Origin of the sequence: Micromonospora sediminicola (assembly GCF_900089585.1) — a bacterium.
Taxonomy (GTDB): domain Bacteria; phylum Actinomycetota; class Actinomycetes; order Mycobacteriales; family Micromonosporaceae; genus Micromonospora; species Micromonospora sediminicola.
Genome location: NZ_FLRH01000005.1, coordinates 17,642 through 42,455, shown reverse-complemented (window position 1 = coordinate 42,455; position 24,814 = coordinate 17,642). Strand labels below are relative to the sequence as shown.

The following is a 24,814-nucleotide window of genomic DNA, read 5'->3' as shown; positions in this document are numbered from 1 at the left end:
TGACGGCGACGAGGCCGGATACCTGGACTGGTCGCTGCGGACCTCCGACGGCGGCCGGAACCTGGAGATCGGCGACGGCGCCGACGCGGTGAGCTTCGACCTCAACCCCACCCAGATGCGGAGCTGTACGACGCGCTGACCGCCACCATCACCGCTGACGACTTCGCCGACGCGCCCGGCGCCTACTGGCCCAGGAGAACGACGAGCGGTACATCGACTGGTCCGACTTCGAGTACGAGCGCGGCTTCAGCCTGGAAGTCGGCGACGGCACCCGCACGGTGAGCCTCACCCTGAGCATGAAGCAGTTGCAGGCGTGGCGGGACCGGCTCGCCGCCGACCTCGCCGAGTAGCCGGCGTCATTCCGCGGAATCGCCTTCCGCAAGATCAACAGATGATGCCTCCATAAGTGATCTTATCGAGGCACGAAAACGTCACACCCGATCCGTACCGTCAGGCCCGTTACCAACCCCAGGAGGCACGTGTGAGCACCAACACCAGCACCACCGAGAAGACGGTGGACATGGCGGCCGTCCGGCAGTTCGTCGACCGCGCGGTCAAGGCGGCGGTCCCGGCCGGGCAGATGACCACCCGCAAGATCCGGCCGGAGTCGGACTACGGCTTTCCCGAGCCGCAGCCCCTCGCCGGCCTGCAGGCCGCGCTGTCCGTGGCCCGCCTGGCGCAGCAGCAGGCGTACACGTTCGCCAAGGGACTGCGCGGCGAGGGTTCCTCGTGGGACGAGATCGCCGACCTGCTGGAGATCGAGTGGTCCGAGGACTACGTCCAGCGGGAGCGGGCGTTCGAGCTGGTCGCCGGACCCGTCTCCAGCTACAGCTACGACCGGTACGTGTTCTTCACCTGCGGCGGCCCCCGTGGCTGCGGGCAGAGCATCACCGACCGCGGCCCGTACAACGGCTACCCGTCGGACAACGAGGACGGGCACGCCGAGGGCTGCCGGCGGCTGGCCGCCGAGGTCGAGGCGTACCGGCGGGCGCAGGACGAGCGAGAGCACCGCGACCAGGTGATGGACGAGGCGCTGCCCAAGGTCACCGACACGTTCGGCAAGGAGACCGTGGCGCGGGTCCGGTACGTGCAGTCGCACGGCGGCCGATACCAGGCATGGTCGACCAGCGAGACCCTCGCCGTCGCCCTGGTCCTGCGCGACGACGAGCAGCTCGCCGCGGTCGGGTACCCCAGCCACCAGGAGGCGATCCGACGGATCACCTCGGGCATGTCCACCCCGCCCCGCGACCCCGCCGGGTGGCTGGCCACGGTCCGGGCCGCCGCGACCGGGCTGCGGGACTGACCGCCCCGCAGCTCGCCCGGGGTTGGCGCGGGCCGGGACCACCGGTAATGGTCCCGGCCCGCGCACCCGATCATCTCTCAGCGCACAGGAGGACGCACCGCATGACCATCGACAGGCAGACCCTCGCCGACCAGCAGCAGGCCGCAGCCAGGGCGGTGACCGACGTGCTGGCCCGCATGCCTCGCGAGTTCGAAACGGCGGGAGAGTTGGCCGCACTGATGGCGGCGCTGCCGGCCGACACCCCGGTCAGTGTCGCCTGGACCGTGCACGTCGATCCGAACCTGCCGGCCGGCCCGACGCACACCGCGCACACCGCCGCCGGCGTCACCCTGCTGGACCCCGATCCGGTCGACGTCGTCGACGGCGACGGCCAGGTCCGCTCGTACGGTCGGCTGACGCCCGGCGTCCAGCTTGCCGCGGTCGTCGTCGCCGAGGGCCAGCCCGCGCCGGCCTGGACCGTGGCCTACCAGCCGTACGAGCGAGCCCAGAACGCCCTGGGCGCCGGCGACGTCGAGACCACCCTGACCGCGCTGGTGGAGCTGCTGCGGTGGATGGCCGACCTACTGCCCGACACCCCAGCGCGAGAGGACGGTACGCCGGAGACGGTGGCGCAATGGGTCACCGACGCCGGCATCCGGGCACGGCTGGGCATCGAGGCGATGCGGCTGAACTACAGCGCCGAGCGGCTCACGAACCTGCGCAACGACCTCACCGACCGAGAGGCCGCCCAGCTCGCCGAGGACGACCCGAAGTGAGCGCTCCCGTCGACGCCAGCACCAGGCTGGCCCGCGAAGCCCGGGCCCGCCTCGCCAGCACCCTGGCCGCGATCGCCGCGCTCGACCCGTCTCGGCGTGGCCACACCGGACCGGACACCCCGGAGATCACCGCCGCCTACGCGCGGCGCAACGCCCTGATCTGGACCGCCCTCGCGCTGGCCCACGAGGCCGGCGTCCCGGCCGGCGTCGGCCACGACCCGACCGACCCCCGCCCGGTAGTGGTCTACCTGGAGCTGCCCACCGGCCAGGTGTCGTGGCACCTGCCCGCCCACCCGGTCGGCTGGGACGGGCACAGCACCACCGTGAAGTACGCGCGAACGGAGGCGTTCGTCGACTTGGTGGCCGGACCGTGATCAGGGTGCGGATCGTCGCCGACGACGTCGACCAGGCTGACGCCGCCACCCTCGCTATCGGCCGGGCGCTCACCGTCACGCGGGAGAGCCCGGCCCGGCCGCGCCGCTCCGGTAACGGCGTCACCGTCTACCTCGACGCCGAGCTGCCGCCCGTCGACGACGACGTCGACGCCGCGGACCGGGCCGACCCGGCCAACCGGTGCGGGCGGGCCGGCTGCGGCCAGTACGTGCCGCTGCACGACGCGTTGCCGGTGCCGACCGTCGACGACGGCGGCTTCCGGTACGCCCGCTGGCACCCGGCGTGCCTGCGCGCCGAGCAACGCGACCGGAGGATCCGGTGACCGTCCTGTCCGGCGAGGTGCTGCCCGCCGTCCCGGCCCCCCACGGTGGGCTCCCCACCGTGGGGGGTGCCGCCGGCGACGTCCTGGAGGAGCTGCTGCGCGAGTGGCTGGTCTCCTACGCCTCGCCGCACACCCGCGACGCCTACCAGCGGGACCTGCGGCACTGGCTGACCTTCCTCGCCGTCTCCGGCGTCGACCCGCTCACCGAGGCCCGCCGGGTGCACACCAACGCCTGGCTTCGCGCCCAGGAGGCCACCGGCCGCGCGTCGGCGGCGACCCGGGCCCGTCGCCTCGCCGCCGTGTCGGCGTTCTACTCCTGGTTGATCGCCGAGGACCGCACCGACCGGGCCAACCCCGCCGCGATCAACCCCAAGCAGAAGCCGAAGACCGACCCGACCCGGCCGAGCACTCCCGGGCTGTCCCGCGCCCAGGCCGAGGCGCTGCTCGCCGCCGCCGACGCCGACACCGGCCCCCAGGCCGCCCGCACCGCGGCGATCGTCGCTCTGCTGCTCTATGGCGGGCTGCGCGTGGGAGAGCTCGTCGGGGCCGACGTCGAGCAGCTCGGCCACAACCGCAACCACCGCGTCCTGCGCTTCACCGCCAAGGGCGGCGGTGAGCACCTGGTCGCGTTGCCGGCCCCGGTCACCCGCCGACTGGACGCCTACCTCGCCGGCCGACCCGACCTGACCGAGGCCCGGATGCCGGTGCTCCCCGGGCAGGCCGGGGCCCGGCCACGCCGGCCCCTGGTGGCCACGGCCAGCGGCGCCCGGGTCGACCGGGGCGCGGTGTGGCGGCTGCTGCGCCGCCTGGCCACCACGGCGAAGATCCCGGTCAAGATGAGCCCCCACGTGCTGCGCCACACCTGCGCCACCCTGGCCCGCGACGCCGGCGCCCGCCTGGAAGACGTCCAGGAGCAACTCGGGCACGCCGACGCCCGCACCACCCGCCGCTACGACCACGGCGGGCAGCGCCTCGACCGGGCGCCGGCCTACACCCTCGCCGCGTACCTCACCGCCGCCGGCGACGAGCATTCCCCGGAATCACCCGACGAGGAGACGGCATGACCGCCAAGGCGCGCACCCCGGTGGCGCTGACCGCCTGGACGGAACTCAACGACCGCCAGCAGGGCACCCTGCGCGCGATCTACCTGCTCGACCAGCAGAAGGAGGCCATCCGGCGCCGCGACGCGTCCCTCGGCAAGTTCGACGGCACCCCGGCGGTCGAGTGGCGGCGCATCGACTTCGCGCACGAGCCCTCCGACCGCCGGCTGGTCGGCATCACCACCCTGCAGCAGCAGCTGGAGCTGTTCGGGTGGGACAACCAGGGCAACGGCTCCACCATGGCCGCCCTGGCCAGCCGAGGACTGATCACCCGCAACACCCGCGGCACCGCGCTCGGGGTGATGCACACCGTCGCGCTGACCCGGGCCGGCCGGGCCGCCGCCCGCGCCGGCACCTCCCTGACCACCGGGGCAAAACCCAAGGTCGGGCTCAGCCTGCGCGCGTGGGAGGTCCTGGCGCTGCTGTGGACCGCCGACCAACGCGGCAAGCCGTTGACCTGGAACTACTCCACGACGATCGAGCACGTGCTGATCGAGCGGCACATACCGCCGCTGGCCGAGGAATGCCCGGACGGCTACCGCATCACCGAGCGGGGCCGCGACTTCTACCGCAACCAGCACGCCGCCCACACCGCCGCGTACCCCACCGTCGTCGCCCCGCACCCCGACGGCGTCGACGCCGAACCGTGGCCGGCGCGCGCCGACGAACTCCTCCACCAGCACTGGAGGCTCTACCAGGCGCTGGTCAAAGCCTGGGCCGCCGCGCGCGAACTGCACCTGACGGCCGAGAGCGAGGCCACCGCCGAGCCGCCGACGCCCTCGGCTGTCCTGCCGGCCGCGGTGGTCGAGCAGACCGCCGCCGTGCACGAGCTGTGGCAGGAAACCGGCCGGCAACGCGCCAAGCTCGCCCACGCCCACGTCACCGACCTTGCCGGACGCGCCGAGCGGGCCGCCCGCGCCTACGCCGCCGCCGCGCTGGGCGTCTACCACGCCGCCATCACCAAGGCCGACCCGCTGACCGGCCTGCAACCGCCCAGCGACACCGACGCCTGGGACGAGCCACCATTGACCCTGCGCGGGGAGACCGGCATCCACGCCATCGACGCCACCGTGAAGAAGCTGCACGCCACCGCCGTCGGCGCACCCCTGAAGCGCCGGGGCCCCGCGCCGAAGCGCCGCGGGACCGTCCTCACCCGGCGGCGACCCGAGCAACCGCCGCGGCCCGGCGCCGCCCTGGCGGCGCTCGCTGACTACCTGCGCGAGCACACCGACGGCGGCACGCTGCTGCGCCGACTCCACCCGTGACAGCGCCGGCGGCCCGCCGCTGGACCGATGATGGTCGTTGACCCAACGGGCACCCAGAGAAGGAGGTCACCCGTGGCCACGTCGCTGCTGACACCCGTCACCACCGCCACGCCGGAGCTGGTCGACCTGGTCAACGCCGACCGGCTGCCCGGTCAACCGGCGTGCACCGTGGGGCGCCTGCAGGCCGCGATCGACGGCACGTCACCGGTGGACTCGGCGTGGTGGGCCGAGTTGACCGACCTGCGCACCGAGGTGCTGCGCGACGCCGACGGAGCGCCGGCCGGCGCGGTCGCCTACGCCCGGCGGTCGCGCGACGGCGCCGGAGTGATCCTGTGGCTGCACGCCCGGGAGGATCCCTCGGCCGTGCGGCGGCTGCTCGACCACGCGCTCGCCGGCCTGGCCGGCTGCCCGACGGTGGAGGCGTTCTCCTTCGCCACGGCGCTGGGCCTGGGCCTGGAGGCCCTGCCGGTACGGCACCGGTCGGCCACCCACGCCGCCCTGCTCGACCGGGGTTTCACCGGCAGCGACCTGTGGCGGTACATGCGCCGGGACCTGCCCGCCCCCAGCCTGCCGACCTGCTCGTACCGGACCAGCTGCGACGAGGACCGCCGCGTGCTGCAGGTCCAGCGGGACGGCCAGGTGGTGGCCGAGGCGACCATCGGCGAACCGGTCGACGGGATCGGCGTGCTCTGGTGGATCGGCGTGCAGCCCGTGGCCCGGGGCGAGGGGCTGGGGCTGCGGCTGCTCGGGTCGGCCCTGGACCTGCTGGCCGGACTCGGCGCCCGGGAGGTCATCCTCTACGTCGACGACGACGCCCCCGACGACGATCCGGAGCGGTCCCGGGTTGCCGCGAACGCCCTGTACAAGCGGGTCGGGTTCGTCGAGGTGGACCGGCTGTGGTCCTACCAGCTCACCCGCTGACCCGATAGCCGCGCGCGACCGCGCCGGCGAGCCAGGTCTCCACCGCCGCCACCGTCAGTCGGGTCGCCGTGTCCGTGCAGGACGTGACCGCAGCGGCGTCGAGCAACCCCGCTCGCACGGCCGTTGGCGCGGCCAGCGGACCGGCGACCGCGCGGGCCAGCGCGGCGGCGTAGTACCGCTTCACCGTCGGCAACCCGGCCCGCATCTCGGCCGGGAACAACCTGACGACCAGGGGCTTGATCCGGTGGTAGGCGTGCGCGGGGTGAGGGTCGTAGCGCGAAGCGACCGGCACCGCCAGGCCGGCGGCGACCAGATCCGGATGCAGAAACGGCGAGCCCTCCGGCACGACCCCGGCGGCGGGGCTGAACCCGCGCGGCCAGAACGTGTCGACCCGATCGGCCTGCGCCCACGACCTGCCTGCCCGCGCATGGCCAGCGACCTGCTCGCGTACCCACCCCGCCGCCCAGGCCCGCGCCTGGGTCCGGTGGCCGGCCGCCAGCACCGGCGACACGGTTGGCCGGCACAGCCGCGGCCAGTTCGCCGCCCAGTACGCCGCCGCCGACCACCCGGCCGGCAGCGCCCGGGCCGCGACCGCCGCCACCTCACCGGGCCAACCCGCCTCGGTGCGCGCCAGGTCGACCACATAGCGGCGGGCCCCGCGTATACCCCACCGGCCGGTGACCTCGGCCGAGGCGAACGACCCGGCCGCCAGCAGCTCGTCGGCGCCGTTGCCCGACAGCAGCACCCCACAACCGGCGTCCGCCGCCGCGGCGTTGACCCGGGCGTTCAGGTGCGGCAGCGCGTCGAACCTCGGGCCCAGCGGCGACCACGGCGGTGCGGGACCAGCCGCATCAGGGTCGACCACCACCAAGCGGGCCGGCAGCCGCAGGGCGGCGATCAGCGCGGCGGCCACCGCCGCGGTGCTCGCGCCGTCGTCGTCGACCAGGTCCACGGTGAACGCCACCACCGGTCGCGCCGGGACCAGCCGGCACACCGCCACCAGCACCGCGAGGGAGTCCAGACCGCCGGAGAAGTTCACCCCGACCACCGTCGCGTCACCGCACATCTCGGCCACCGCCCGGGTGAACACCTCGCGCAGCGGCCCGCCGGCCGGGCGGGCCGTCGGCGCGGGCCACACCAACTCCACGCCCTGCCACCAGCTCCCGGTCGGGAACTCGCCGGTCACCCCGACTCCGGTGAACAACCGGGCCAGCTCGCCGCAGGCCACCCGCGCGTCCGGGTCCGCCACGACCAGGGGGTCGACGTCCACCCGGCCTGACGGGCCCCGGAACGCGGGGCGAAGCTGCCTCACCCGCGCAGCAGGCCCCGCAGCCCCCGCGCCAGGTCCGCCAGGAACCCCACCGGCCCCCGGGCGGTCTCACCGGCCAGGGCCTTGCTGCCCTTGGTGCCCCGCCCGTGGGTGCCGTCACCCGGGTTGCTCTTCGCCGACATCACAGACCTCCCCATCGACCACCAACGATCAGCAGAAAGTAGCGCGGAGGCTTCGCTGTGTGAAGCTGATAACGCGGCCGGGCAAGTCGACCCGGTCCGCGAGGACCACTGGCCGCGAATCCGGCGCCAAGTAACGTGCGAACCCAGAAGACGTGCGAACCGCAGTCCGGGCGGGGCAAGACAACCTTGCCCCGGCCGGTCTCCTATCGGGACCGGCCGGAAACCGGCCGGTCCGGCAGGTAGGCAGCCTTCGGAAGTCAGATCCCCGGGTCGGGACGGGAACGGGTCGGGCAGGGGAAACGCCGCACCGTTACGCCTGCTTGCAGGCCCGCCGGCCGCCGTGCATGATCGGGCCACCATGCGCGACCGGCCGCCAGCCGGACCGCCGCACCCAGCGCGACCCGGCCGCCAGCCGGACACCGCGCCGCCAGCACCACGTGAGGGAGACCCCGTTGCTCGCCGCCGCGCACGACCTGAGGTCACGGCGAGCGCCAGCGCGACCTAGCAACCGGTTGGATCCCGCGCTACGCGACTCAGCTGCCAGCTGGACCCCGCGCGACCAGCACATCGCGCCGCTCCGACGGCGACTGGCCAATCCGCTGACTGCAGGATTCGGATTTCCGGGGCGGGACGGGCAACAGAGGACTGCCCGCCCCGCCCGGAGTCTGCTCGTGCCCGCCCGCCGATCACCGACGAAACAGCGACTGATCACCGACGAATCACCGACGAAACAGCAACATGACGCTGATCGGATCACTGATCGCATCACTGTTCGATCAGGTGATCGTGATGCTGATCCGATCGACGTCACCACGGGACAGGTGTGCCCGCGAAACGGCGATCACCAGCACGAACAGCCGTCGCGGTAGCTCGGGAAGGGTGCCGGGTAGGGTCGGGGTACGCGGCTGTTGCTGATCCACCCCCTGGGCCCCTCCCACGGGGAGGGCCGGTCCAATCCCTGCAAGCTCAGGGGGCCGAGACGCAGCGGTAGGGCAGCTCACACGCTGACGAGTTTCCGCACACGCCGTACGCGGGGGCAGGGGGGTGACCCCCACGGCCCCGACCGGGCGGGACCGCCGGGGAGGTGAAGTTTCCGGCGTACGGGTCTGGGAGATCCGACCCCACGGCGGACCGTCACTCTCAGTGCGCTGACCTGCGTTCTTCAGGCTGTCACTGAACGGTCGCCCCCACGCCCAGGCGACGGAAACTCTCCCCAGGGCGTGGGGGAGCGCCAGCTGGTGACCGTGCGGATCAGCCGGTGGCCGCCACGATCATCGGCAGGATCACCGGGTGTCAGGGCCGGACCTGACCCCGGCCCGAGTCGTTGAGCAGGCCATGACGGAAGTGCACCCCCTGCGGGAGAACCCGGCGCGCTACTACGAGGTGCTGGGACGGGTCTTGACGGCTCTGCGCGAGAGCAGCGCGCTCAACGGCTCCACTCATCTCGACTGGTGGCCCGGCAACAGCGGCCGGACCTGGGAGATCGAGTGGCAGGGTGGCCCCTTCCCGGCCGAGGTCGCCGCGCGGCTGCTGGGGGCGCAGGAGCCCAGCGTCGACGACGACCACGGCGACCACGCGGTGCGCGGCCTGATCTCGCCCGGTCCGGGCGGGCACCAGCGCGCGCACCTGGTCGTGCTCGACGTACCGGTGAACCTGCGCGCCATCGACCCGATCGGCACCAGCCAGGTCTGGGCAGCCCTCACCCTCACGCAGGGGTAGAGGAAGTCCGGATCGCGGCGTCGGCTACCGGCGGCACCGACGACGGTAGCCACGCGCACCGAATCTCAGAATGAAAACCGCGAGGCGTGCTCTGAGCTGCGCAGACACCGCTGTGCGGCACCGCCGCTTGGTAGCGCACGGCGGCGGTGTGCACGTACGCACCACAAAAACGCGCGCGCGAAGCCTGTGGGGTGGCAGAACGCCGCGGACCACAGATCCTCACATCTACCCCGGAAATCCTCACCTCCCGGCGAAGGACGACGGCCAGTCGCTCAGTCCAGGTTCGCCCGCCGCCGGTACCACTGGGCGGCCAGGAGCACCGTGGCCACGCCGAGCACGGCCGAGCCGACGCCGCCGGCCAGGCGCACCGCTCCGGATCCGATCCAGGAGGCGAGCAGCGCCACGGCGGCCACCACCGCGCACACCACGGCCGCCGCCATCAGCCGCCGCTCCGACGGCGCCGCCGCCTGGGCGGGTTGTCGCGGCACCAGCAGCACGTGCTCGCCGAGCGGATCCGCGTCGACATGGTAGCCGGCCCGCTCCAACACCGTCCGGTAGCCGGTCACCGTCTGCGGCACGTCGGAGGTGCCGCAGTAGGCGACGCTGAACGGCTCCGGCCCGTCCATGCTGGCGTTGGCACCCTCGACGGCGAAGCCGTCCAGGTGCCGCTCGTCGACGTCCCGCAGACCCGCCCGACGCAGTACGCGCCGCAGCGCCTCCGCGTCACGGTCCCGCGACGACCACAACGGCCGCCCGCCCCGGCCGTAGCCGTACCGGGGCCGCTCCTCATCGGCCGCCGCCGTCACCGGCCACCGCCACTGGGCGCCGTGCCGATCTGGTCATCGAGGACGATGGCCGCAACGGCGGCGCCAGGGTCAGCCGCGTCGTACTGCGTCAGGACGTCGCGGATCTCGACGTACAGCCTCTTGGCGATAGCTCGGGACTCCGCCGTGTGGTAACCCCGCATGTACGGGATGTCGGCGACGTGGGCCAGCGCTTCAATGGCCATGGCCAGTTGAGGTCCAGACAGCCGTACCTCCACCATCGAATCCTCGCGATCCGACATCCTCACCGGGTCAGGAGACCTCCAGTGATCACGGCCGGAGGCGTAACGCTCAACGAACTGCCAGGTGTCGTCGTGACACCGCATCACCGCAACGGAGAGCCCCGCGGCGATCTCCATCAACGCGGTGTGGTTGGCCCATCGGTTCAGTTCGAGTTCCTTGACGGCACGGCGTTTACGCAGCGAGTCCAGAAGTCCCATGGGCATGCATGATGCCCGATGCTTTGCGTGCAGGCATAGACACGGGGAGTCGCTAATCCGGGCGGCCTCATCGCCCGCCGGCCAGACTGTCGGGTTGCCGTTTGCTTCGGACCCGAACGGCAACCCCGGCCCCGCTCACAGCGCTGGTCAGGCCGCCTGTGACAGATTCGACTCGACAGGCGACTGACACTGTCTGTGTCACCGGAAGCGGGCCATAGGCAGCGATATCGCGGGGGAGGCAAGCGCAGCCGTGTCAGATCGGGCGTTCGTGCAGCGGCTGCGGACCTCCGGCGGCCCGTCGCACGAACTGCTGGTCCTGCTCGACGCCCACCGCGTGCTGACCACCGACCAGCTGGCCCGGGCCACCGGCGCGCCGGTCCGCACGGTCCGCCACCGCCTGGACCGGCTACGCGGCGCCGGCCTGGTCGACGCCGTGCGCCCCGGCCGGGAAGCCGGGTCCGCGCCGCGGCACTGGTGGCTGCGCATCGCCGGCGCCCGCCTCGTGGCCGGGACCGCGGCCGCGCCCGGCCGGCAGAAGCCCTCCGGGCTGCACGTCGCGCACGCCGCGGCGATCGGCGAGGCGTGGCTCGCGGTGCGCGACCACGGCCCGGCCGCCGGCCTGGCGCTGCGGGAGTGGTGGTCGGACCGGGCGGGCTGGCAGGAGTGGGAGAGCACCCGACCGAGCTGGGGCGCGCGGCTGCGGCGGCTGACCCCGGACGCGGTGCTGCTCGTCGACGCCGACCACGCCGGCGTGGTCGGCACCGCAGCCGCGTTTGTGGAGATCGACCTCGCCACCATGTCGCAGGTGGTGCTGCGGGAAAAGGTGACCCGCTACCTCGCCTACGCCGAAGATCGGGCGTGGGAGGGCCGGTGGCCGCACTGCCCGCCGCTGCTGCTGCTGACCACCACGCAGGCCCGCGCCGCCACGTTCCTCGCCGCCGCCGGCCGGCAGCTCGCCGCCGCCAGTCGTAGCGCCGGCCTGGTCTACGGCGGGCAGGCCGGCCGGGACATCGCCGACGCCCGCGCCTTGGTGGTCGCCGCGTGCGGTCTGGTCCGCGATCCGGCCGCCGCGGTGGTCGACGCGCCGGTGTGGCTGCTGCCCGGGGAGGCCGCCACCCGCGCCAGCCTGCCCGAGCTCCTGGCAGGGCGGATCGCCGCGCAGGCCCGCGCGCAACAGCACCACGACCAGGCCGCCGCGCAGGCGGCCCGCCGCGACCGCGTCGACGCGTTGCACGAGATCTGCGACGCCGCCGCCGACGTCGCCCGGCTCCTGGACGACCCCGCCGCCGGGCAGCTGCTACAGCATTGGCCGCCGGCCACCCGCCACGAACGTCTCGACGACGACGCGGACGTTGTCGACGCGCTCCTGGCCTGGTGGGCCGACCGCGACGACCCGACCCTGACCGCCCGCGCCCGCGCCGTGCTGGTCGACCGGCACGCCGCGGAGTGGACGCGGCAGGCCGAGCAGCTGCTCGCCGCCGCCGGCCACGACCATCCGAGGCTGCGTGCCGCCGCGGCCGCCCTGCAGACCGGCCGGCTGCTCGCCGACTACGAACTCGACCGGCTGCGCCAGCCACCCGCGCACACCCAGGAGCGCGTCCAGGAGGCGGCGATCGAGGACTACCGGGCCGTGCGCGACGACCACGTCGCCGCCGTCTGGGACCGGCTGGGCTGGCGGGCCCGCCGCCGCACCGACCCCGCGCAGGTCGGCGCCGAGCACGACCGCGAGCACCTGATCATCTGCGGCACCTGCGCGATCGCCTACCCCCGCCCCGACCCCACCGGACCCGACTGGTACGCCGGCGAGCACTGCCCCCACTGCCACGCCGGCACCCCCATCCCGTACACCGACCGCGACCGCGTGCCGACCCTCGGCCAGCGGCTGAGCGCCATCCGCGGCCGCCTCGCCGCCGGCAGCAAGGCCACCGTGCCCCCACCCCGCCCGGCCACTAGATGACCGGCGCTACCAGAGAGCCGCTACCAGCCCAGCGGAGGCGTTACCAGGGCGCTACCAGGCCGCTAACGTCAACCCGCGTGAGCGTGGACTGGGGCCGGCTGACACCGACGCTGCTCGCCGGCGACTGGACCTGCCCCGACCACGGCCGGATCCGGCCCACCACCAGCGGTCCGGCGCCGACCTGCCCACACTGCGACAACCTCGCCCACCATGTCCGCGTCACCCGCGCCGGCGGCATCCGGTTCGTCGCCCCCGCCCCCGCGCGCTGCTCCGGAGCGGGCCGGCACCCCGCCGGCGAGCCCGGCGGACAGGTCGGCTGGACACCCTGTCCGTGCCCGCCCCCGCACACCCACCGCGGCCACCACACCTGGACCTGCCACTGCGGCGCCGTCACCCACCACCCACCGCTGCACGGCACGGCGAGCACCCGACACACCCAGGCATCACCGACCTGACGACCGCCACCGTCGCGGAGGCATTCCACGGAATCACGGACACCGCGCCCCGGCCTCGATGTCCACTTACACGGGACACACCCCCTTGCATTCTCGGGCCCCGCGCAACGTCAGTGACGCCACCCAGCCCAGCCGCCGGCCCGCGCTCGCGTCACCCACCGGCGGCGGGTCGAGCGGGTCGCACGCGCTGCGCAGAGGCGTCACATCGTCGCCAGGGCGGCACACCCGTGACCGGTAACCGCCCTGGCCCAACTCCACGGTCGCTCGATCGTCAGCGCGCCGCCGCCGCGACCGGCGGGAGCGCGCTGAACGTGTCGACCCGCCACCAACCCCGTTGCCACCCGGGCCGGCCTGCGCCAACACGACCACCGCCAGCAACCAGTTTCGGAATGACCTGCGGAACGTTCCGCGGAACGACCTGCGGAACGACGAGTGGAAGCTCCCGGCGGGACCGTTGCCCATCGCGGCCTGGACGCCCTCCCTGGCCACCGGGGCAGCTCAGCCGGGGCAGCGAGCTATGCCGGCAGGGACGCTTGCCGGCCTGCCAGCCGCCGCGCCCTCCCCCGCTTTCCCGGCCGCTCGCTGCGCTCGCTGCCGCGGAACAACCCGGCCCCGTTCCCCTGCGGGCCGTTCCCGCCAACCCCCGTTGCGGTAGCGCTGCCGCTAACGCCCGCCGGGCACCGTTCGCGGGAACAGCCTGATCGTTCCGGAACGGTCAGGAACGGCCGGCGGGAACGGGGTGCAACGGTCATGGTGCGTGGCGGTCCGGTACGACGTACCCGCGACGTGCGGGTGCGGCTGAGCCCGGGCGAGCACGCCACCTGGACGGCAGCGCGGGAGGCGACCGGCCGCCGCGAACTCGGCGCGTGGGTCCGCGCGGTCGTCAACGAGCTGCTCGCCCGTACGCCCGGCGCGTCGACGGCGGCCGGGCCGCAGCGCCAGGTCGACGTCGACGCCTACGCCGCGCTGGTGCGGGCCGGGAACAACCTCAACCAGCTTGCCCGGTGGGCGAACACGCAGCGCCGGTACCCGGCCGAGCGGGAAGCCGCCGCGGTGTACGCCGAGGTCCGCGCGGCGGTCGCCGAGATCCGCGCGGCGTCGCGAACCGGCCGGCGCTGACGGTGATCGGGAAGATCCGCAAGGGGGCGAACTTCACGGGCCTGGCCCGCTACCTCTACGGGCAGGGCCGCCGCGAGGAACACGCCGACCCGCGCACGATCACCGGCGACGGCGCGCTACTCGACGACCCCCGCCAGTGGCACACCTGGGCAGCCGACATGACGTTCTACGCCTCGCGCCGGCCCGACATCACCCGGCCGGTCTGGCACTGCTCCCTGCGTACCGCACCGCAGGACCCGCTGCTCGACGACAACCAGTGGGCCGCGATCGCCGCCCAGCACATCGAGACGATGGGCCTGGCCGGACACCCGTGGGTCGCGGTACGCCACGGCGACGACCACATCCACATCGTCGCCTGCCGCATCGACGCACACGGCCGGTTGTGGCGCGACAGCCACGACTACGCCCGCTCGATGCGCTCCTGCCGCCAGCTCGAACGCGACCACGACCTCACCGCGCTGACGCAGGACCGCCGCACCGGCCGGTACGCCACCACCACGGCCGGGGAACGCGCCCGAGCGGCCCGGCTCGGCCAGACGCCGCAGCGGGTCCAGCTCCGCGAGGCCATGCACGCCGCCCGCACCGCCGCGGCCGGCGCCGGCCGCGCCGGATGGGAGCACCAGCTCGCCGCCCGCGGCGTGCTGTTCGCCGCGTCGACGACCCGCGACGGCACGGTCATCGGATACCGGGTCAGCCTCCTCGGCTGGGTCGACGCCGGCGGCGAGCAGGTGTGGCTCAAGGCCAGCCAGGTCGACCGGGCGCTGTCGTGGCCGCGTGTCCGCGCCGAACTGCACGGCGAGCGCGTCGATGGCCGCCACGACCAGACCCTCCCCGACGGCGGCCGGCAACGTACCCGCCCGGATCCGGCCACCACCGCCCGGCAAGGCTTCGCCGCACCACCCAAGGTGCCGGTGGTCACCCGCGGCGACGCCGAGGAACTCCTCACCGTGCTGCGGATCCGGCTCGGCCAGTGGCGCAACGACCACCAACACCAACGCCGCCAACCCGGCCGCTGACCAGGCCAGCAGCGGGTGGCAACGGGTGGTAACGCCCGACCAGGATGGGCCACTACTCCCCTGCCAGGCCGCCGGAGCAAGTTGGAGGAAAAGGCAGACTTTCGACCCGGCTCCGGGCCGTGTCGGACGCTGACCGGGTCGACCGCCGTGGTGTGTCCGGCGTCCGCCACCCCGCCCCTGCGCGACGGGCGGCCAGCTGCGCCGTTGGGCCGTGGCGGGTCAACCAGGCATGCTGGCAATGTGAGTTCCGTTCAACGCCCCGCCGTTCTCGTGAGCTCTGGCCGCACCGGTGGCGGCTTGCGCGTGGCGGTGGCGAGTGTGCCCGAGTTGCTGGCCATGTGGGCGCACGATCTCAACGCAGGCCTCGATCCGATGACCGTCTCGGTCCGCTCTCGCGCGCGGGTGTGGTGGCGCTGCTCGGCGGGGCATGTCTGGCAGGCGATGGTGTCGAGCAAGGCCACCGCTCCTGGCCGTTGTGGCCGCTGTCCCCGCGTCCGTCATCCTGTCCTGAGCGTTGGCCGGCCCGATCTGCTGACCGAGTGGGCGGCCGATCTCAACCCCGGGCTTGACCCAGCGCAGCTGCGATGTGGGGCAACGGCGCGGGTGTGGTGGCGGTGCCGGGCCGGCCACGTGTGGGATGCCCGGGTCGATGTGCGGGCGCTGCGTGGACGCGGCTGCCCGACGTGCGCGGGTGGACGGCGGCCGGCGCCGCGACTGTCCGAGGCCGCGCCGATGCTCATGCGGCAGTGGGCGGTGGACCTCAACGGTGACCTGGACCCGCAGACGTTGTCCGCGCGGTCGGCCCGAACGGTGTGGTGGCGCTGCGCGCAGGGCCACACCTGGCAGCAGAAGGTCTGCGACCGTACGCGCGGCCGAGGGTGTCCGGCCTGCTACGCGACGCGCGGGGACCGCGAGGGCAGCGTGCTCGCCGCCGTCGCCGCGGTGACCGGCCTGCGCTACGTCGGGCATCCCTCGGCGGCGCCACCGGTACGCGGGCTGCGCGACCTGGTCGACGCCGAGCACCGCATCGTCGTGGAGTACGACGAGCTGACCCACCAGTTCTCGGTCGACCGTGACAGGCGGCTGACCCAGCAGATGGAGACCGCCGGGTACCTCGTGATCCGGATCCGGGAACAGGGCCTGCCGCCCGTCGGTGGCATCACCATCACCACGCACGCCCAGGAAGATCCCGAAGCGCTCGGCCACCGGGTCGCCGAGGCCCTGGCCGCCACCGGCCGCACGCTGCCGCCCGCCGAAGGTGTGCCGACGCCGGTGCCACGGCAGACCCCGCCGCCGGTGGAGCAACGGGCGCTGTACTCCACGAACCCCGACCTGGCCGCGTGGCTACCGACGCCGCCCGGACGGCCGCCAACCTCTAAACGGGACCGGCTGGAGACGACCCTGGCAGCGCTGCTGACCCAGGGCGTCCCACTTCACAGCCCGCAGCTGGGCGGCCTCCTGGCGGCGCTCACCGGCGCGTCGACCTCCTACGCGAAACAGTTCCTCCGCGACGCCAGACGCAAGGCCACCGCCTGATGGCGGCTGACACCGAACGAGAGATCGAAACGCCGTGCGGATGGTGCGGCAACACGATCGTCCAGCCGCCCACGGGCCGCAAGAAGCGTTACTGCGACCGGTCCTGCCGGCAACGCGCCTACGAGCTGCGCACCGCCCAGCGCCGCCACCAGGCCGACGTCGACGCCGGCCGGATCCGCACCGTACCCGCGCAGCGCGTCGTCGAGCGGACCATCCGGCCCCGCCCGCCCCGCACCGCCGCGCAGTGGGAGACCACCCTCGCCGAACTCGCCGACCAGCTGTACGCCGGCCGCCACCCATGGGACCGCCACCGGATCCGCGCCGCCCTCAACGGCGTGCTGCTCGCCCTCGGCGAAGAACCGCTCCCCGAGCGCCACCACACCCCGCCGGCGACGTTTGACGACCCGCACCAGGCCGCCCTCGACGACGCCACATCCGCCGCCGCGGTGGCCCTGCTCGTCACCTTCAGCGGCGCCACCACCGACACCACGCTGACCCGCCTCGCCGAGAGCACCGGCCACCCCGCACCCGCGATCCGCGCCGCCCTGGAACGCCTCGCCGGCCAGCGGCTGGCCACGCTGCGACGTCACGACCGGCCCGTCGACGACGTCGCCGGCCTGGCCGAGCACGCCCGTTTCCAGCTGTGGCTACCCACGCCCGCTCAGGCGGCGTCGTAGCCCTGATCAACCGCTGACGGGGTCCGCCGCAGCCTTCGCCTGGTGCGGTGACGGCCCTGGCCTCGGCGATCGGTCCTGCATGGCCGACACCAGCTCGACCAGTTGCTGTCTCATCCGGCGGGCTATCTCGTCGGCACCGGTCGGTTCCAGCGCCCTGAGCAGCACCGGCACGTTCATGACGCGCATCAACGTGTAATTCGGGCTGCCCGTTGGCGGGTCGAGCCTGATCAGGCCGCCCACCGCGAGAGCAACCGTGCTCTCGGCCGCGGACGCGTCCTGCCACAGCCGAGCCGCCACCTCATACGGGTACGGCCCCTCCCGCCACTCGATCTTCCACGTGTGATCCGCGCTCCACCAGCGCAGCTCGGTGGCCCCCTCCAGCGCGCGGCTGACGTCCAGAGCCGCCATTGTGCGGCCCAGCGCCTCGTAGAACCGCTGAGGTTGATGCCACTCACTCGCCGGCCGATCGCTCATCATGTCCCTTCAACGACCGACAAGCGCCTACCGCCTCTCGCCTGGTCAGCGGGTGTGGGGAGCCCCGGGAACTCTCCGACGTTTGCTGGCCCGACCGCCTACTTCTGAAGTAGTGTTGATGTCATGTCGATGCCGTTGGAGTCCGTGCCGTTCTCCGAACTGCTGCGCCAGCCGGCGGAGACCGCCGAGCGGCTGGCCCGCGCCCGGGCGGTGCGGCTGCGCCGCCGTGACGCCGCGGACCTGGTGCTGATGTCCGCCGACCGGGCCGAGGCCGAGGGCGAGGTGGTGGACCTGACCGCCCGGCTGCTGGCCAGCCTGGTCCGCCGTGACCCCGCACTGGTGCGCGAGGCGCTGCCGACCGTGCTGCCCTGGGTGCGGTTCCTCCCGCCCGCCGACGCCCAGCAGATGGCCGACCAGTTCATCGCCACCGCCGAGGCCGCCGCCGCGGTGGGCAGCACCGCAGCGCTGTCACAGCTGCTCGCCGAGTGGCGCCACACCGCCGAGGTCCACGCCGACCCCGACCTGCACCGGGTCCTGACGGCACCCAGCGCGGGCGACTTCGGGCCGGTCACCCGCCCGGACGGCGAGTGAGCGCCAAGCGCGGCGACCGGGCCGCACCGCCACCACGCCCCGGCGGCTACACCCTGCGCTTCGCCACCAACGACGCGGCCAAGGGCTGGGAAGAACTCTGCCGCCAAGCCGCGGCCAACACCCGCGCCGCGTTCGACGCCATCGAAGCCACCCCCTGCCCCGCCCCACCCACCAGCCGCCAACACCCGCTCAAAGGATCCCTCGCCGCCGGCGTGCACAACGGCGACACGCTGCCGCAATGGCAGTACGAAGTCACCGCCGGCGGCCGCGTCTGGTACCTGGTCGACCACGACACCCGCACCTGCTGGATCAAACACGCCGGCACCGGACACCCCAAGGCCACCGACTAGCAACAGCCGCCCGCCCAGACCCTCCCTGACTCGGTACGCTTCCCGTGAAGACCCCGGTCGCCCCTGCCCCTCGCGGGTACGCCGCCGGGGTTTCGACTTCCTACGGAGCATCCGTCATGAGCAGACTCGACGACGCGCAGGCCGCCCTGAACAACCGGGACTGGTCCACCGCCGAGATCGACACCACGCCGCCCCGAAACGATGCCACCGTCGGGCACACAGTCAGCATGTCCCTGCAGCTCACCGAGCGGCTGTTCGCCGAAGCCCAACGCCGCGGCATCACACCACCCGACCTGATCCGTGAGTACGTCGAGCACGGCCTGGACGCCGTCGACGCGGTCAGTCCGCCCCCGCCCAGCCAGTGAGGTCGGCCTCGAAGATCGCGCGATCTCCCGGCACCACCGCCACCGCGACCTCTGCCGGTGCGCCAGTTCGGTAGAGCACGCGCCACAGCTCGAACACCGTGGTGCCGCCTTCCATGGCCAGATCACGCGACTCGGACTGCGTCGGCACCCGCGTCTCGACACGCAGATGGAAGCGATCCACGTCGCCGACAGGCAGTCGCGTCATCAGAACGCTTGTTGCGCCGCCACCGTATCCCCTGCGGATTCTCGGCCCCTGGTCATCGTCGGAGCTGCTCACCCTTGCCTTGAGGCAGCCGTTCGCAGCTCTACCGGCTGCTTGCCCATCGGTGCGGCAGTGCGCTGAAACAGCGCTCCAGAGCGCCTTTGAGGATCCGTGGATGTACGCAGGTGCGTCCATCCACGCGAGAGGTAATAGGCGTGCAACTGTTCGTTGGTCTTCCAGGCGTCCAAGCGGACGTACCGACACCCGCGTTGGAAGGCGTAGTCGCCTGCCCACGCAAGCAGGAGAGCGCCGAGCTCTTGGCCGGCGCGGTCGAGGCGCACTGCCAGCTTTGAGACGTAGGCCGCCGGCTCGGCCAGCTCCTCAGGAGTCCAGAAGTCGGGGTCGCCGGTCATTTCAAGGGTGACTGTGCCGATCGGCTCATCGTCATCCCAGAGAATCCAGATGTCGCCAGCGGAAAGTGATGGGCCGAGCTTGGTACGCCACCTCTCCCACGTCGCCCACTGATCCGAGCCGCGATCGCGTAACCACTGGATGCGCTGCGTGAGCAGGCCCATGGCGATCTCGAACTCGTCCTGATCCTCAGCGGGCCGGATGGTCAAGGTCAAGGTCGGCTCAGCTCCAGGTCCGCTCGAACTTACGCTCGAACACAATGACATGTTGATCACTCGGCAGCACGTTAACGGTGCACCTCACCGGCGTGCCGTCGGCCACGTAGCCAGTCACGTAGTGCACCGCTACCGGCGTTCCTGGCCCTAGGCCCAAGCGGTGGATCTGCTCAGGTGTGGGCATGCGGGTGTAGATCTCGTCGATGGCGCGATCCTGCGGATAGCCAAGATCGGCGAGGACCTGATTCGTGCCCCGTGCGACGTCGGCAGGCAACATGACCTCGGAGTCCTTGACGATGTCCAGCGGGAAGTGAGAGTCGTTGATGTTGATCGGCTCACCGTTGATGTAGCGGACCCGCCGACGAGCCACCACGACGGTCCCTGGATCGACCCGGAGGCGCTGAGCGATGTCCGGTGTTGCCTGAACTAGGGAGACGTCGATCGTCTGGCTGGGGACCCTCCCCTCCTCGGTGATCTGCTGGTAGAAGCGGTCCATCTCGGGGCTCACCGGCTGATCGCGAGACTCACCCTGTGGGCGATACAGCATGTTCTCCCGCTTGCGTACGAAGTGCCCGAGGGGGCGTTTCGCCACCACAAGCCCTTCGGACACCAGCACGGCGATGCCGTTGCGGACTGTCTGCCGGGCCACGCCCCACTGCTCGGCGAGTTCAAGCTCGGTCGGCAACTGCTCGCCTCCGGCAAGCTCACCCGACACGATCTTGTCGCGGATCGCCGTGGCGATCCGTTGGTATGCCGGCACTGACCTGCCCCTGAAGGTCTCCACGTTCTGAGTCTCGCTCACGCGGCCGAACATTGTCTAGTCAATGTTGCTCGAACCCCTTGACGTCTCTTGGTGCTCAGTAGCACCATCAACACCAAGCGCATTGTCTGGTCAATGAGTACGTAATAGACCTTGCGGTGCGCCTGCATAGGCAAGAGGGCTCGGTGGGATTGCCCCCCACCGAGCCCCGGGACGGCATCCATCCCGACTCGCAAGGAGGAACAGATGCCATCAACGAGGGTAAGCCCTGCCCCGGCCGATCCGGCGCAGGCTCCCTTCAGATCGACGGCCGGCGAGGTGTCGGCGCTGGTGGCGCGGGCTCAGGCCGGTGACGCGGAGGCGTTCGGCCTGGTCTACGACCGGTACGTCGACCAGGTGTTCCAGTTCGTGTCGCAGCGGGTGCGCGATCGCCAGGCGGCCGAGGATCTGACCTCGGAGACATTCCTGCGAGCACTGCGCAACCTCGACGCGTTCCGCCGGCCGGGCGGCGACTTCGGCGCCTGGATTACCACGATCGCCCGGAACCTCATCCTCAACCACCACGAGTCCCGTTTCGAGGTGCCCGTCGCCGAGCACCGCGACGAGGCCGAGTCCGGCCAGGTGCCCGACCCGGCGAAGACGGCGATGGACCGCCTGACCCACGAAGCCCTCCTGGCCGGCGTCGACCAGCTCAGCGCCCCGCAGCGGCAGTGCATCATCCTGCGGTACCTGCGGGAGCTGTCGATCGACGAGACCGCCCAGGCGATGGGCAGGACCCCGGCGGCGATCAAGGCCATCCAGCACAAGGCCCTGCGGGCCCTGCGCGGCCTGCTCCCGGTCGGGGTGGTGATGCCGGCATGAGCGCTCCGACGATTACGCCGACCAACGGCACCGACCGGGCAGCGCTGCTGCGCGCCGCCCAGGGCAAGCCGGCCGCTCCGACGCAGCGGGTGCCGATGGGCATCCGGGTCATCGCTGGTCCCGGCGCCGCTCCGGCACGTACCGAGGTTCCGAGCGGCCCGGCGGCCCGGCCGCCGCGCACGCTGGAGCAGTTGCTGACCCTGGCTCAGGGCAGCGAGGCCGCCCGGACCCGTCAGCTCGCCGAGAAGATCAGTGGCCTGGTTGAGGAGCTGACCGGCCGGCTGGAGGCCGAGCTGGCCGCCGCGACGCTGCGCCTGGCGGAGAAGGAGGCCGAGTTGGCCGCCGAGCTGGCGGCGCTGCGGCAGAAGATGGGCACCGGTCCGAAGGGCACCGCCCAGCGCGCCGCGATCCGCCAGTGGGCGCAGGCCAACGGCTACGAGGTGGCCGAGCGCGGCCGGATTCCGCGGAATGTGCTGCAGGCGTGGGCGGCGGCGACCGGCTCGGAGGTGACCCGGTGAGGGCGCTGAAGATGCTGCTCCCGGCCGCTGCCGTGCTGTCGCTGGCGGGGCACGTGTGGGCCGCTCAGGTGGCCCGGTCGCAGCGGTCCCGACTGGTCCAGGCCCGCCGGGAGGCGACCACGGATCCACTGAGCGGCCTGGCGAACCGGGCTGGCCTGGCCCGGGCGCTCGACGAGCTGGACGGCGAGCCGATCGACCTGGTCCTGGTAGACCTGGACCGGTTCAAGCCGGTTAACGACACCTACGGCCACGCCGCCGGCGACCGGCTGCTGGTGGAGATCGCCCGCCGCCTGCGCGAGCCGCTGGACGGCATTGACGGTGCGGTGGTCGCCCGGATCGGTGGTGACGAGTTCGTGCTCGCGTGTCCGTCGCCGGCGCCGATCGCTGGGCTGCTCGGCGCGGAGGTCATTCAGGCCCTGGCGGAGCCGATCGAGGTCGCCGCTGGCGTCTCGGTTTCGGTGACGGCCAGCGTCGGGGCGATCCACGCGACCGCCGGTGAGGATCGGGCGCGGGTGATGGCCGCGGCCGACGCCGCCGTGTACGAGGCGAAGCTGCGCGGTGGTGACGGCCTGGTGGAGCACAACCCCTTGGGCGGGCTGCCGGAGGTCGAGGAGCGTCCGCTGCTGCGGCTGCGGGAGCTGGCCGCCGCGACGAGGGCGTTGGGGGCGATCGCATGACCGCCGTGAACGAGCCGGCCGTGATGACGCTGCCGGACCTGACGGCCGCGCTGACGCGGTACCGGGCGGGCTTGAAGGATCTGACGGACGCCGGGCTGCAGCGGCGGGCGGCGGAGGTGGCGGCGTTGCCGGGCTGGTACGCCGACGAGCTGCGGTGTCTGGTCGACGCCGAGCGCGAGTCCCGCCGCACGGCGACCCCGCCGGCGACGCCGCCGGCCCGGTCGCGGGTGCTGCGGGTCGCCGCCGGTGCGGCGGTGACCGGGGCTCCGGCGGCGGCGCTGACCGGTCGGGCTCTCGCGCAGTACGCCGAGCAGGTGCCGCAGGTGCTGCTCTACTCCCCGGCCGTCGCGGTCGGCCTGGTGGCCGCCGCCGTCGGCGGGAGCTGGGTGGCCCGGTGGGTTGACGACCACCGGCACCCCCTCGCCGAGGACGTCGACGAGGCCGACCTCAACCCCCTCGGTGTGGAACTGCTGGCCCGGGTGCGGGCGGCGCGGCAGGCGCGCGGGGAGGTGTGCTGATGGCCGGGCTGCTGGTGGTGCGGGTGCACCTGGACTGGACCGGTCCGGGTCACTACGACCGCGACCGGTCGCTGCCCTGCCGGGTCTGCGACACCGCCACGAAGATGCGCGACGCCAACGGTGCCGCGTGCCACCAGTCGTGCGCGGAGGACGAGATCGCCCGGGAGCTGCTCGGCACCGGGCAGGCGCTGATCGCCGACGAGCGGATCCCCGCCCCGGCCCGAAACCTGGAGGTGGCGCGGTGAGCGTCGATGTGGACCTGACGTACGCGGCGCCGTCGCAGTGGCGGGCGCTGGACATGGGCGAGCAGTTCGAGCGCCGTGGCGAGCTGCTCGTGCCGGCCGGCACGCAGCCCACGCCGGCCGCCATCGAGCCGCCCGCGGCGACGCTGCCCGCCCCGGCCCCGGCTGTGGTGCCGGTGGCGCGGCAGCCCGAGACCGAGATCGAGCCGGAGTCCGAGAGCGAGGACCGGCCGGTGGAGGTGGCCCGCCGCCGCAAGCCGGGCCGGGGAGCCGGGTCGGCCGAGGAGCTGCGGGCGCGGCTGGAGGAGGACCGCGCGGTCGTCGAGGTGCGGCGGGAGGACGAGCGGGAGCGGCGCGAGAGCGACGTTGAGCACCGCATCGCCCTGGCCCGGATCCAGGAGCGGGAGCGTACCGAGGCGCGTGAGCGGCGTGAGGACGACCGCGACGCGGCCGAGGACGTGGCGCTGGCCGAGCTGTACCGGCGGGCGAAGCGCTCGGGGGAGCGGGCGCGGATCCGGGCGGAGATCGACGGGTCGGCGGAGATGCGGGCGCTGCGGGTGGCCAAGGTGCGCAAGGTCGCGCTGCTGGCCGGCATTCCCGTCCTGGCCGCGTTCGCCGCCTGGTCGACCACGGGTGTGCAGGCCGGTGTGGTGCGGCTGCTCGACCTCGACGCCGGCTCCGCCGCGTGGTGGGCATCCTGGGCGGTGGAGCCGGCGCTGATCACGATCGTCGGGCTGATCATCATCGGTCGGGCGGTGCTGCGCGCGTCCGGCGGCGAGGTCGACTGGAAGGCAGGCGTCGCCGAGTGGTCGGCGCTGGGCCTGTCGCTGGCGCTGAACATCGTCGGCGGGTGGCACGGCGGCTGGGAGGGTCTGCTGACCGCGCTGCCGCACTCCATCGGCCCGGTCGGCTGCGCCGGGACGGCGTTCCTGATCGGTCTGTTCGACTCCTACGTCACCGCGGCCCGCCCGTGGGAGGGCGCCCCGCGGCTGGCCACCCTCAACATCACCCCGCCGTCGGCGGCCGGTTCCGGTGACGCCCGGACGGCGATCAACCGGGGAAAACACGGCCTGACGCCGGCCGGCACGGGCGGTCTTCCGGACGACGTCCGGACGCTGCTGGTCGACGTCCGGACGGCCATCGAGGACGGCGCGCTCAGCGCCGACCCGTCGGGCTACGCGATCTACAAGCACGTGATGGGCGGCAAGGGCGACAAGGCCCGCGCCTCCAAGGCCGCCGCCCTGGTCGCCGGCTGGCGACCCGGACTGCGGGCGGTCTGACCCGCCCGCCGAACCGACGCGCCCGGGAGCGGCGATGCCGCCCACCGCCGCTCCCCGGCCCCGACCCGACCGAGCCGTCAACGACCCGACCGACAC

At 73.2% G+C, this 24,814-nt stretch carries 31 protein-coding genes and 1 pseudogene; 24 read left to right on the top strand and 8 right to left on the bottom strand.

All coding sequences use genetic code 11. From position 1 onward, the window contains the following. Positions 1 to 481: 481 nt before the first annotated feature. The 7 genes from GA0070622_RS31890 to GA0070622_RS31865 all read left to right on the top strand — a co-directional run bounded on the left by GA0070622_RS31890 (position 482) and on the right by GA0070622_RS31865 (position 6,059). Positions 482 to 1,303 carry a hypothetical protein gene (locus GA0070622_RS31890; RefSeq protein WP_091584495.1) on the top strand — a complete coding sequence of 274 codons (822 nt, stop codon included), beginning with the start codon at positions 482 to 484 and terminating at the stop codon, positions 1,301 to 1,303. 101 nt (positions 1,304 to 1,404) lie between these two features. Next, on the top strand, positions 1,405 to 2,058 hold the full coding sequence (locus GA0070622_RS31885) for a hypothetical protein (protein ID WP_091584492.1): 654 nt from the start codon (positions 1,405 to 1,407) through the stop codon (positions 2,056 to 2,058). Then, entirely contained in the window at positions 2,055 to 2,432 is a 378-nt protein-coding gene (locus GA0070622_RS31880) for a hypothetical protein (protein WP_091584489.1), read from the top strand. The genes GA0070622_RS31885 and GA0070622_RS31880 overlap by 4 nt, the downstream gene beginning before the upstream one ends. Further along, positions 2,429 to 2,773 (top strand): hypothetical protein, encoded by a 345-nt coding sequence (locus GA0070622_RS32805; RefSeq protein ID WP_176710627.1) that lies wholly within the window; start codon positions 2,429 to 2,431, stop codon positions 2,771 to 2,773. The genes GA0070622_RS31880 and GA0070622_RS32805 overlap by 4 nt, the downstream gene beginning before the upstream one ends. Continuing rightward, positions 2,770 to 3,837: a tyrosine-type recombinase/integrase gene (locus GA0070622_RS31875; RefSeq protein WP_176710626.1), complete on the top strand. Its 1,068-nt coding sequence runs from the start codon at positions 2,770 to 2,772 to the stop codon at positions 3,835 to 3,837. Before GA0070622_RS32805 ends, GA0070622_RS31875 begins: the two co-directional genes overlap by 4 nt. Next, on the top strand, positions 3,834 to 5,138 hold the full coding sequence (locus tag GA0070622_RS32800) for a hypothetical protein (protein ID WP_091584481.1): 1,305 nt from the start codon (positions 3,834 to 3,836) through the stop codon (positions 5,136 to 5,138). Before GA0070622_RS31875 ends, GA0070622_RS32800 begins: the two co-directional genes overlap by 4 nt. 72 nt (positions 5,139 to 5,210) lie before the next feature. Further along, entirely contained in the window at positions 5,211 to 6,059 is an 849-nt protein-coding gene (locus GA0070622_RS31865; RefSeq protein WP_091584476.1) for a GNAT family N-acetyltransferase, read from the top strand. On the opposite strand, the gene GA0070622_RS31860 is transcribed toward GA0070622_RS31865, so the two are convergent. Both GA0070622_RS31860 and GA0070622_RS32795 read right to left on the bottom strand, forming a co-directional pair. Further along, complete coding sequence (locus GA0070622_RS31860; protein ID WP_218060653.1) at positions 6,049 to 7,329, bottom strand: asparagine synthase-related protein; 1,281 nt, start codon at positions 7,327 to 7,329, stop codon at positions 6,049 to 6,051. The genes GA0070622_RS31865 and GA0070622_RS31860 overlap by 11 nt on opposite strands. Positions 7,330 to 7,367: 38 nt before the next feature. Further along, positions 7,368 to 7,511, bottom strand: coding sequence for a hypothetical protein (locus tag GA0070622_RS32795; RefSeq protein ID WP_176710625.1), 144 nt, complete (start codon positions 7,509 to 7,511; stop codon positions 7,368 to 7,370). A gap of 1,335 nt (positions 7,512 to 8,846) precedes the next feature. On the opposite strand from GA0070622_RS32795, the gene GA0070622_RS31855 reads away from it, so the two are divergent. Further along, positions 8,847 to 9,230, top strand: coding sequence for a hypothetical protein (locus tag GA0070622_RS31855; protein WP_141684664.1), 384 nt, complete (start codon positions 8,847 to 8,849; stop codon positions 9,228 to 9,230). Between the two features lie 272 nt (positions 9,231 to 9,502). Here GA0070622_RS31855 and GA0070622_RS31850 read toward each other — a convergent pair whose 3' ends face one another. Both GA0070622_RS31850 and GA0070622_RS31845 read right to left on the bottom strand, forming a co-directional pair. Continuing rightward, the gene (locus GA0070622_RS31850) at positions 9,503 to 10,036 is read right to left on the bottom strand and encodes a hypothetical protein (RefSeq protein WP_091584468.1); all 534 of its coding nucleotides are present in this window, start codon (positions 10,034 to 10,036) and stop codon (positions 9,503 to 9,505) included. Beyond that, a complete protein-coding gene (locus GA0070622_RS31845; RefSeq protein ID WP_141684663.1) occupies positions 10,033 to 10,494 on the bottom strand; it encodes a hypothetical protein in 462 nt (153 codons plus the stop codon). The genes GA0070622_RS31850 and GA0070622_RS31845 overlap by 4 nt, the downstream gene beginning before the upstream one ends. Before the next feature lie 250 nt (positions 10,495 to 10,744). On the opposite strand from GA0070622_RS31845, the gene GA0070622_RS31840 reads away from it, so the two are divergent. The 7 genes and pseudogenes from GA0070622_RS31840 (at position 10,745) to GA0070622_RS32270 (ending at position 17,254) form a co-directional block, all read left to right on the top strand. After that, the gene (locus tag GA0070622_RS31840) at positions 10,745 to 12,451 is read left to right on the top strand and encodes a replication-relaxation family protein (RefSeq protein ID WP_091584462.1); all 1,707 of its coding nucleotides are present in this window, start codon (positions 10,745 to 10,747) and stop codon (positions 12,449 to 12,451) included. Positions 12,452 to 12,528: 77 nt separating this feature from the next. Then, positions 12,529 to 12,906, top strand: coding sequence for a hypothetical protein (locus GA0070622_RS31835; RefSeq protein WP_091584459.1), 378 nt, complete (start codon positions 12,529 to 12,531; stop codon positions 12,904 to 12,906). Positions 12,907 to 13,656: 750 nt separating this feature from the next. Then, the gene (mobC, locus tag GA0070622_RS31830; protein WP_091584455.1) at positions 13,657 to 14,025 is read left to right on the top strand and encodes a plasmid mobilization relaxosome protein MobC; all 369 of its coding nucleotides are present in this window, start codon (positions 13,657 to 13,659) and stop codon (positions 14,023 to 14,025) included. Positions 14,026 to 14,027: 2 nt separating this feature from the next. Further along, a complete protein-coding gene (locus tag GA0070622_RS31825) occupies positions 14,028 to 15,041 on the top strand; it encodes a relaxase/mobilization nuclease domain-containing protein (protein ID WP_176710624.1) in 1,014 nt (337 codons plus the stop codon). A 336-nt stretch (positions 15,042 to 15,377) separates the two neighbouring features. After that, positions 15,378 to 15,722: pseudogene (locus GA0070622_RS33755) on the top strand (zinc-ribbon domain-containing protein); the annotation flags it as partial. A 51-nt stretch (positions 15,723 to 15,773) separates the two neighbouring features. Further along, entirely contained in the window at positions 15,774 to 16,577 is an 804-nt protein-coding gene (locus GA0070622_RS31820) for a zinc-ribbon domain-containing protein (protein ID WP_245667060.1), read from the top strand. Further along, entirely contained in the window at positions 16,577 to 17,254 is a 678-nt protein-coding gene (locus GA0070622_RS32270; protein WP_141684661.1) for a hypothetical protein, read from the top strand. Before GA0070622_RS31820 ends, GA0070622_RS32270 begins: the two co-directional genes overlap by 1 nt. A 6-nt stretch (positions 17,255 to 17,260) precedes the next feature. On the opposite strand, the gene GA0070622_RS31810 is transcribed toward GA0070622_RS32270, so the two are convergent. Then, complete coding sequence (locus GA0070622_RS31810; RefSeq protein ID WP_141684660.1) at positions 17,261 to 17,728, bottom strand: hypothetical protein; 468 nt, start codon at positions 17,726 to 17,728, stop codon at positions 17,261 to 17,263. 123 nt (positions 17,729 to 17,851) lie between these two features. On the opposite strand from GA0070622_RS31810, the gene GA0070622_RS31805 reads away from it, so the two are divergent. From GA0070622_RS31805 to GA0070622_RS31795, 3 genes are all read left to right on the top strand, one after another. After that, positions 17,852 to 18,319, top strand: coding sequence for a hypothetical protein (locus tag GA0070622_RS31805; protein WP_245667058.1), 468 nt, complete (start codon positions 17,852 to 17,854; stop codon positions 18,317 to 18,319). After that, positions 18,316 to 18,669: a hypothetical protein gene (locus GA0070622_RS31800; protein ID WP_091584441.1), complete on the top strand. Its 354-nt coding sequence runs from the start codon at positions 18,316 to 18,318 to the stop codon at positions 18,667 to 18,669. The genes GA0070622_RS31805 and GA0070622_RS31800 overlap by 4 nt, the downstream gene beginning before the upstream one ends. A 116-nt stretch (positions 18,670 to 18,785) precedes the next feature. Beyond that, positions 18,786 to 19,034, top strand: a complete 249-nt coding sequence (locus GA0070622_RS31795) for a hypothetical protein (protein ID WP_091584438.1) — start codon at positions 18,786 to 18,788, stop codon at positions 19,032 to 19,034. On the opposite strand, the gene GA0070622_RS31790 is transcribed toward GA0070622_RS31795, so the two are convergent. From GA0070622_RS31790 to GA0070622_RS31780, 3 genes are all read right to left on the bottom strand, one after another. Then, the gene (locus GA0070622_RS31790; protein WP_141684659.1) at positions 19,009 to 19,239 is read right to left on the bottom strand and encodes a hypothetical protein; all 231 of its coding nucleotides are present in this window, start codon (positions 19,237 to 19,239) and stop codon (positions 19,009 to 19,011) included. The two genes, GA0070622_RS31795 and GA0070622_RS31790, sit on opposite strands and share 26 nt — an antisense overlap. Before the next feature lie 68 nt (positions 19,240 to 19,307). Beyond that, on the bottom strand, positions 19,308 to 19,862 hold the full coding sequence (locus GA0070622_RS31785; RefSeq protein WP_176710623.1) for a GNAT family N-acetyltransferase: 555 nt from the start codon (positions 19,860 to 19,862) through the stop codon (positions 19,308 to 19,310). A 7-nt stretch (positions 19,863 to 19,869) separates the two neighbouring features. Beyond that, positions 19,870 to 20,664, bottom strand: coding sequence for a GntR family transcriptional regulator (locus GA0070622_RS31780; protein WP_245667056.1), 795 nt, complete (start codon positions 20,662 to 20,664; stop codon positions 19,870 to 19,872). A gap of 288 nt (positions 20,665 to 20,952) precedes the next feature. Between GA0070622_RS31780 and GA0070622_RS31775 the strand changes: the two genes are divergently transcribed. From GA0070622_RS31775 to GA0070622_RS31750, 6 genes are read left to right on the top strand one after another with little or no spacing between them, the layout of a single operon-like run. Beyond that, positions 20,953 to 21,483, top strand: a complete 531-nt coding sequence (locus tag GA0070622_RS31775) for a sigma-70 family RNA polymerase sigma factor (protein ID WP_245667054.1) — start codon at positions 20,953 to 20,955, stop codon at positions 21,481 to 21,483. Continuing rightward, positions 21,480 to 22,001 (top strand): Lsr2 family DNA-binding protein, encoded by a 522-nt coding sequence (locus tag GA0070622_RS31770; RefSeq protein ID WP_091584421.1) that lies wholly within the window; start codon positions 21,480 to 21,482, stop codon positions 21,999 to 22,001. Before GA0070622_RS31775 ends, GA0070622_RS31770 begins: the two co-directional genes overlap by 4 nt. Beyond that, positions 21,998 to 22,678 carry a GGDEF domain-containing protein gene (locus GA0070622_RS31765; RefSeq protein ID WP_245667052.1) on the top strand — a complete coding sequence of 227 codons (681 nt, stop codon included), beginning with the start codon at positions 21,998 to 22,000 and terminating at the stop codon, positions 22,676 to 22,678. The genes GA0070622_RS31770 and GA0070622_RS31765 overlap by 4 nt, the downstream gene beginning before the upstream one ends. After that, on the top strand, positions 22,675 to 23,196 hold the full coding sequence (locus GA0070622_RS31760; protein WP_245667050.1) for a hypothetical protein: 522 nt from the start codon (positions 22,675 to 22,677) through the stop codon (positions 23,194 to 23,196). The genes GA0070622_RS31765 and GA0070622_RS31760 overlap by 4 nt, the downstream gene beginning before the upstream one ends. After that, complete coding sequence (locus tag GA0070622_RS31755) at positions 23,196 to 23,441, top strand: hypothetical protein (RefSeq protein ID WP_091584416.1); 246 nt, start codon at positions 23,196 to 23,198, stop codon at positions 23,439 to 23,441. Before GA0070622_RS31760 ends, GA0070622_RS31755 begins: the two co-directional genes overlap by 1 nt. Further along, positions 23,438 to 24,718: a hypothetical protein gene (locus tag GA0070622_RS31750; RefSeq protein ID WP_176710622.1), complete on the top strand. Its 1,281-nt coding sequence runs from the start codon at positions 23,438 to 23,440 to the stop codon at positions 24,716 to 24,718. Before GA0070622_RS31755 ends, GA0070622_RS31750 begins: the two co-directional genes overlap by 4 nt. Positions 24,719 to 24,814 lie beyond the last annotated feature (96 nt).

What these genes read in the sequence shown, in the direction of transcription:
- GA0070622_RS31820 (WP_245667060.1), top strand. Translation starts at nt 15,774, where the DNA reads ATGCTCATGCGGCAGTGGGCGGTGGACCTCAACGGTGACCTGGACCCG.
- GA0070622_RS32270 (WP_141684661.1), top strand. Translation starts at nt 16,577, where the DNA reads ATGGCGGCTGACACCGAACGAGAGATCGAAACGCCGTGCGGATGGTGC.
- GA0070622_RS31770 (WP_091584421.1), top strand. Translation starts at nt 21,480, where the DNA reads ATGAGCGCTCCGACGATTACGCCGACCAACGGCACCGACCGGGCAGCG.
- GA0070622_RS31845 (WP_141684663.1), bottom strand. Translation starts at nt 10,494, where the DNA reads ATGGGACTTCTGGACTCGCTGCGTAAACGCCGTGCCGTCAAGGAACTC.
- GA0070622_RS31885 (WP_091584492.1), top strand. Translation starts at nt 1,405, where the DNA reads ATGACCATCGACAGGCAGACCCTCGCCGACCAGCAGCAGGCCGCAGCC.
- GA0070622_RS31790 (WP_141684659.1), bottom strand. Translation starts at nt 19,239, where the DNA reads ATGACGCGACTGCCTGTCGGCGACGTGGATCGCTTCCATCTGCGTGTC.
- GA0070622_RS31810 (WP_141684660.1), bottom strand. Translation starts at nt 17,728, where the DNA reads ATGAGCGATCGGCCGGCGAGTGAGTGGCATCAACCTCAGCGGTTCTAC.
- GA0070622_RS31855 (WP_141684664.1), top strand. Translation starts at nt 8,847, where the DNA reads ATGACGGAAGTGCACCCCCTGCGGGAGAACCCGGCGCGCTACTACGAG.
- GA0070622_RS32800 (WP_091584481.1), top strand. Translation starts at nt 3,834, where the DNA reads ATGACCGCCAAGGCGCGCACCCCGGTGGCGCTGACCGCCTGGACGGAA.
- GA0070622_RS32795 (WP_176710625.1), bottom strand. Translation starts at nt 7,511, where the DNA reads ATGTCGGCGAAGAGCAACCCGGGTGACGGCACCCACGGGCGGGGCACC.
- GA0070622_RS31805 (WP_245667058.1), top strand. Translation starts at nt 17,852, where the DNA reads ATGTCGATGCCGTTGGAGTCCGTGCCGTTCTCCGAACTGCTGCGCCAG.
- GA0070622_RS31755 (WP_091584416.1), top strand. Translation starts at nt 23,196, where the DNA reads ATGGCCGGGCTGCTGGTGGTGCGGGTGCACCTGGACTGGACCGGTCCG.
- GA0070622_RS31795 (WP_091584438.1), top strand. Translation starts at nt 18,786, where the DNA reads ATGAGCAGACTCGACGACGCGCAGGCCGCCCTGAACAACCGGGACTGG.
- mobC (WP_091584455.1), top strand. Translation starts at nt 13,657, where the DNA reads ATGGTGCGTGGCGGTCCGGTACGACGTACCCGCGACGTGCGGGTGCGG.
- GA0070622_RS31760 (WP_245667050.1), top strand. Translation starts at nt 22,675, where the DNA reads ATGACCGCCGTGAACGAGCCGGCCGTGATGACGCTGCCGGACCTGACG.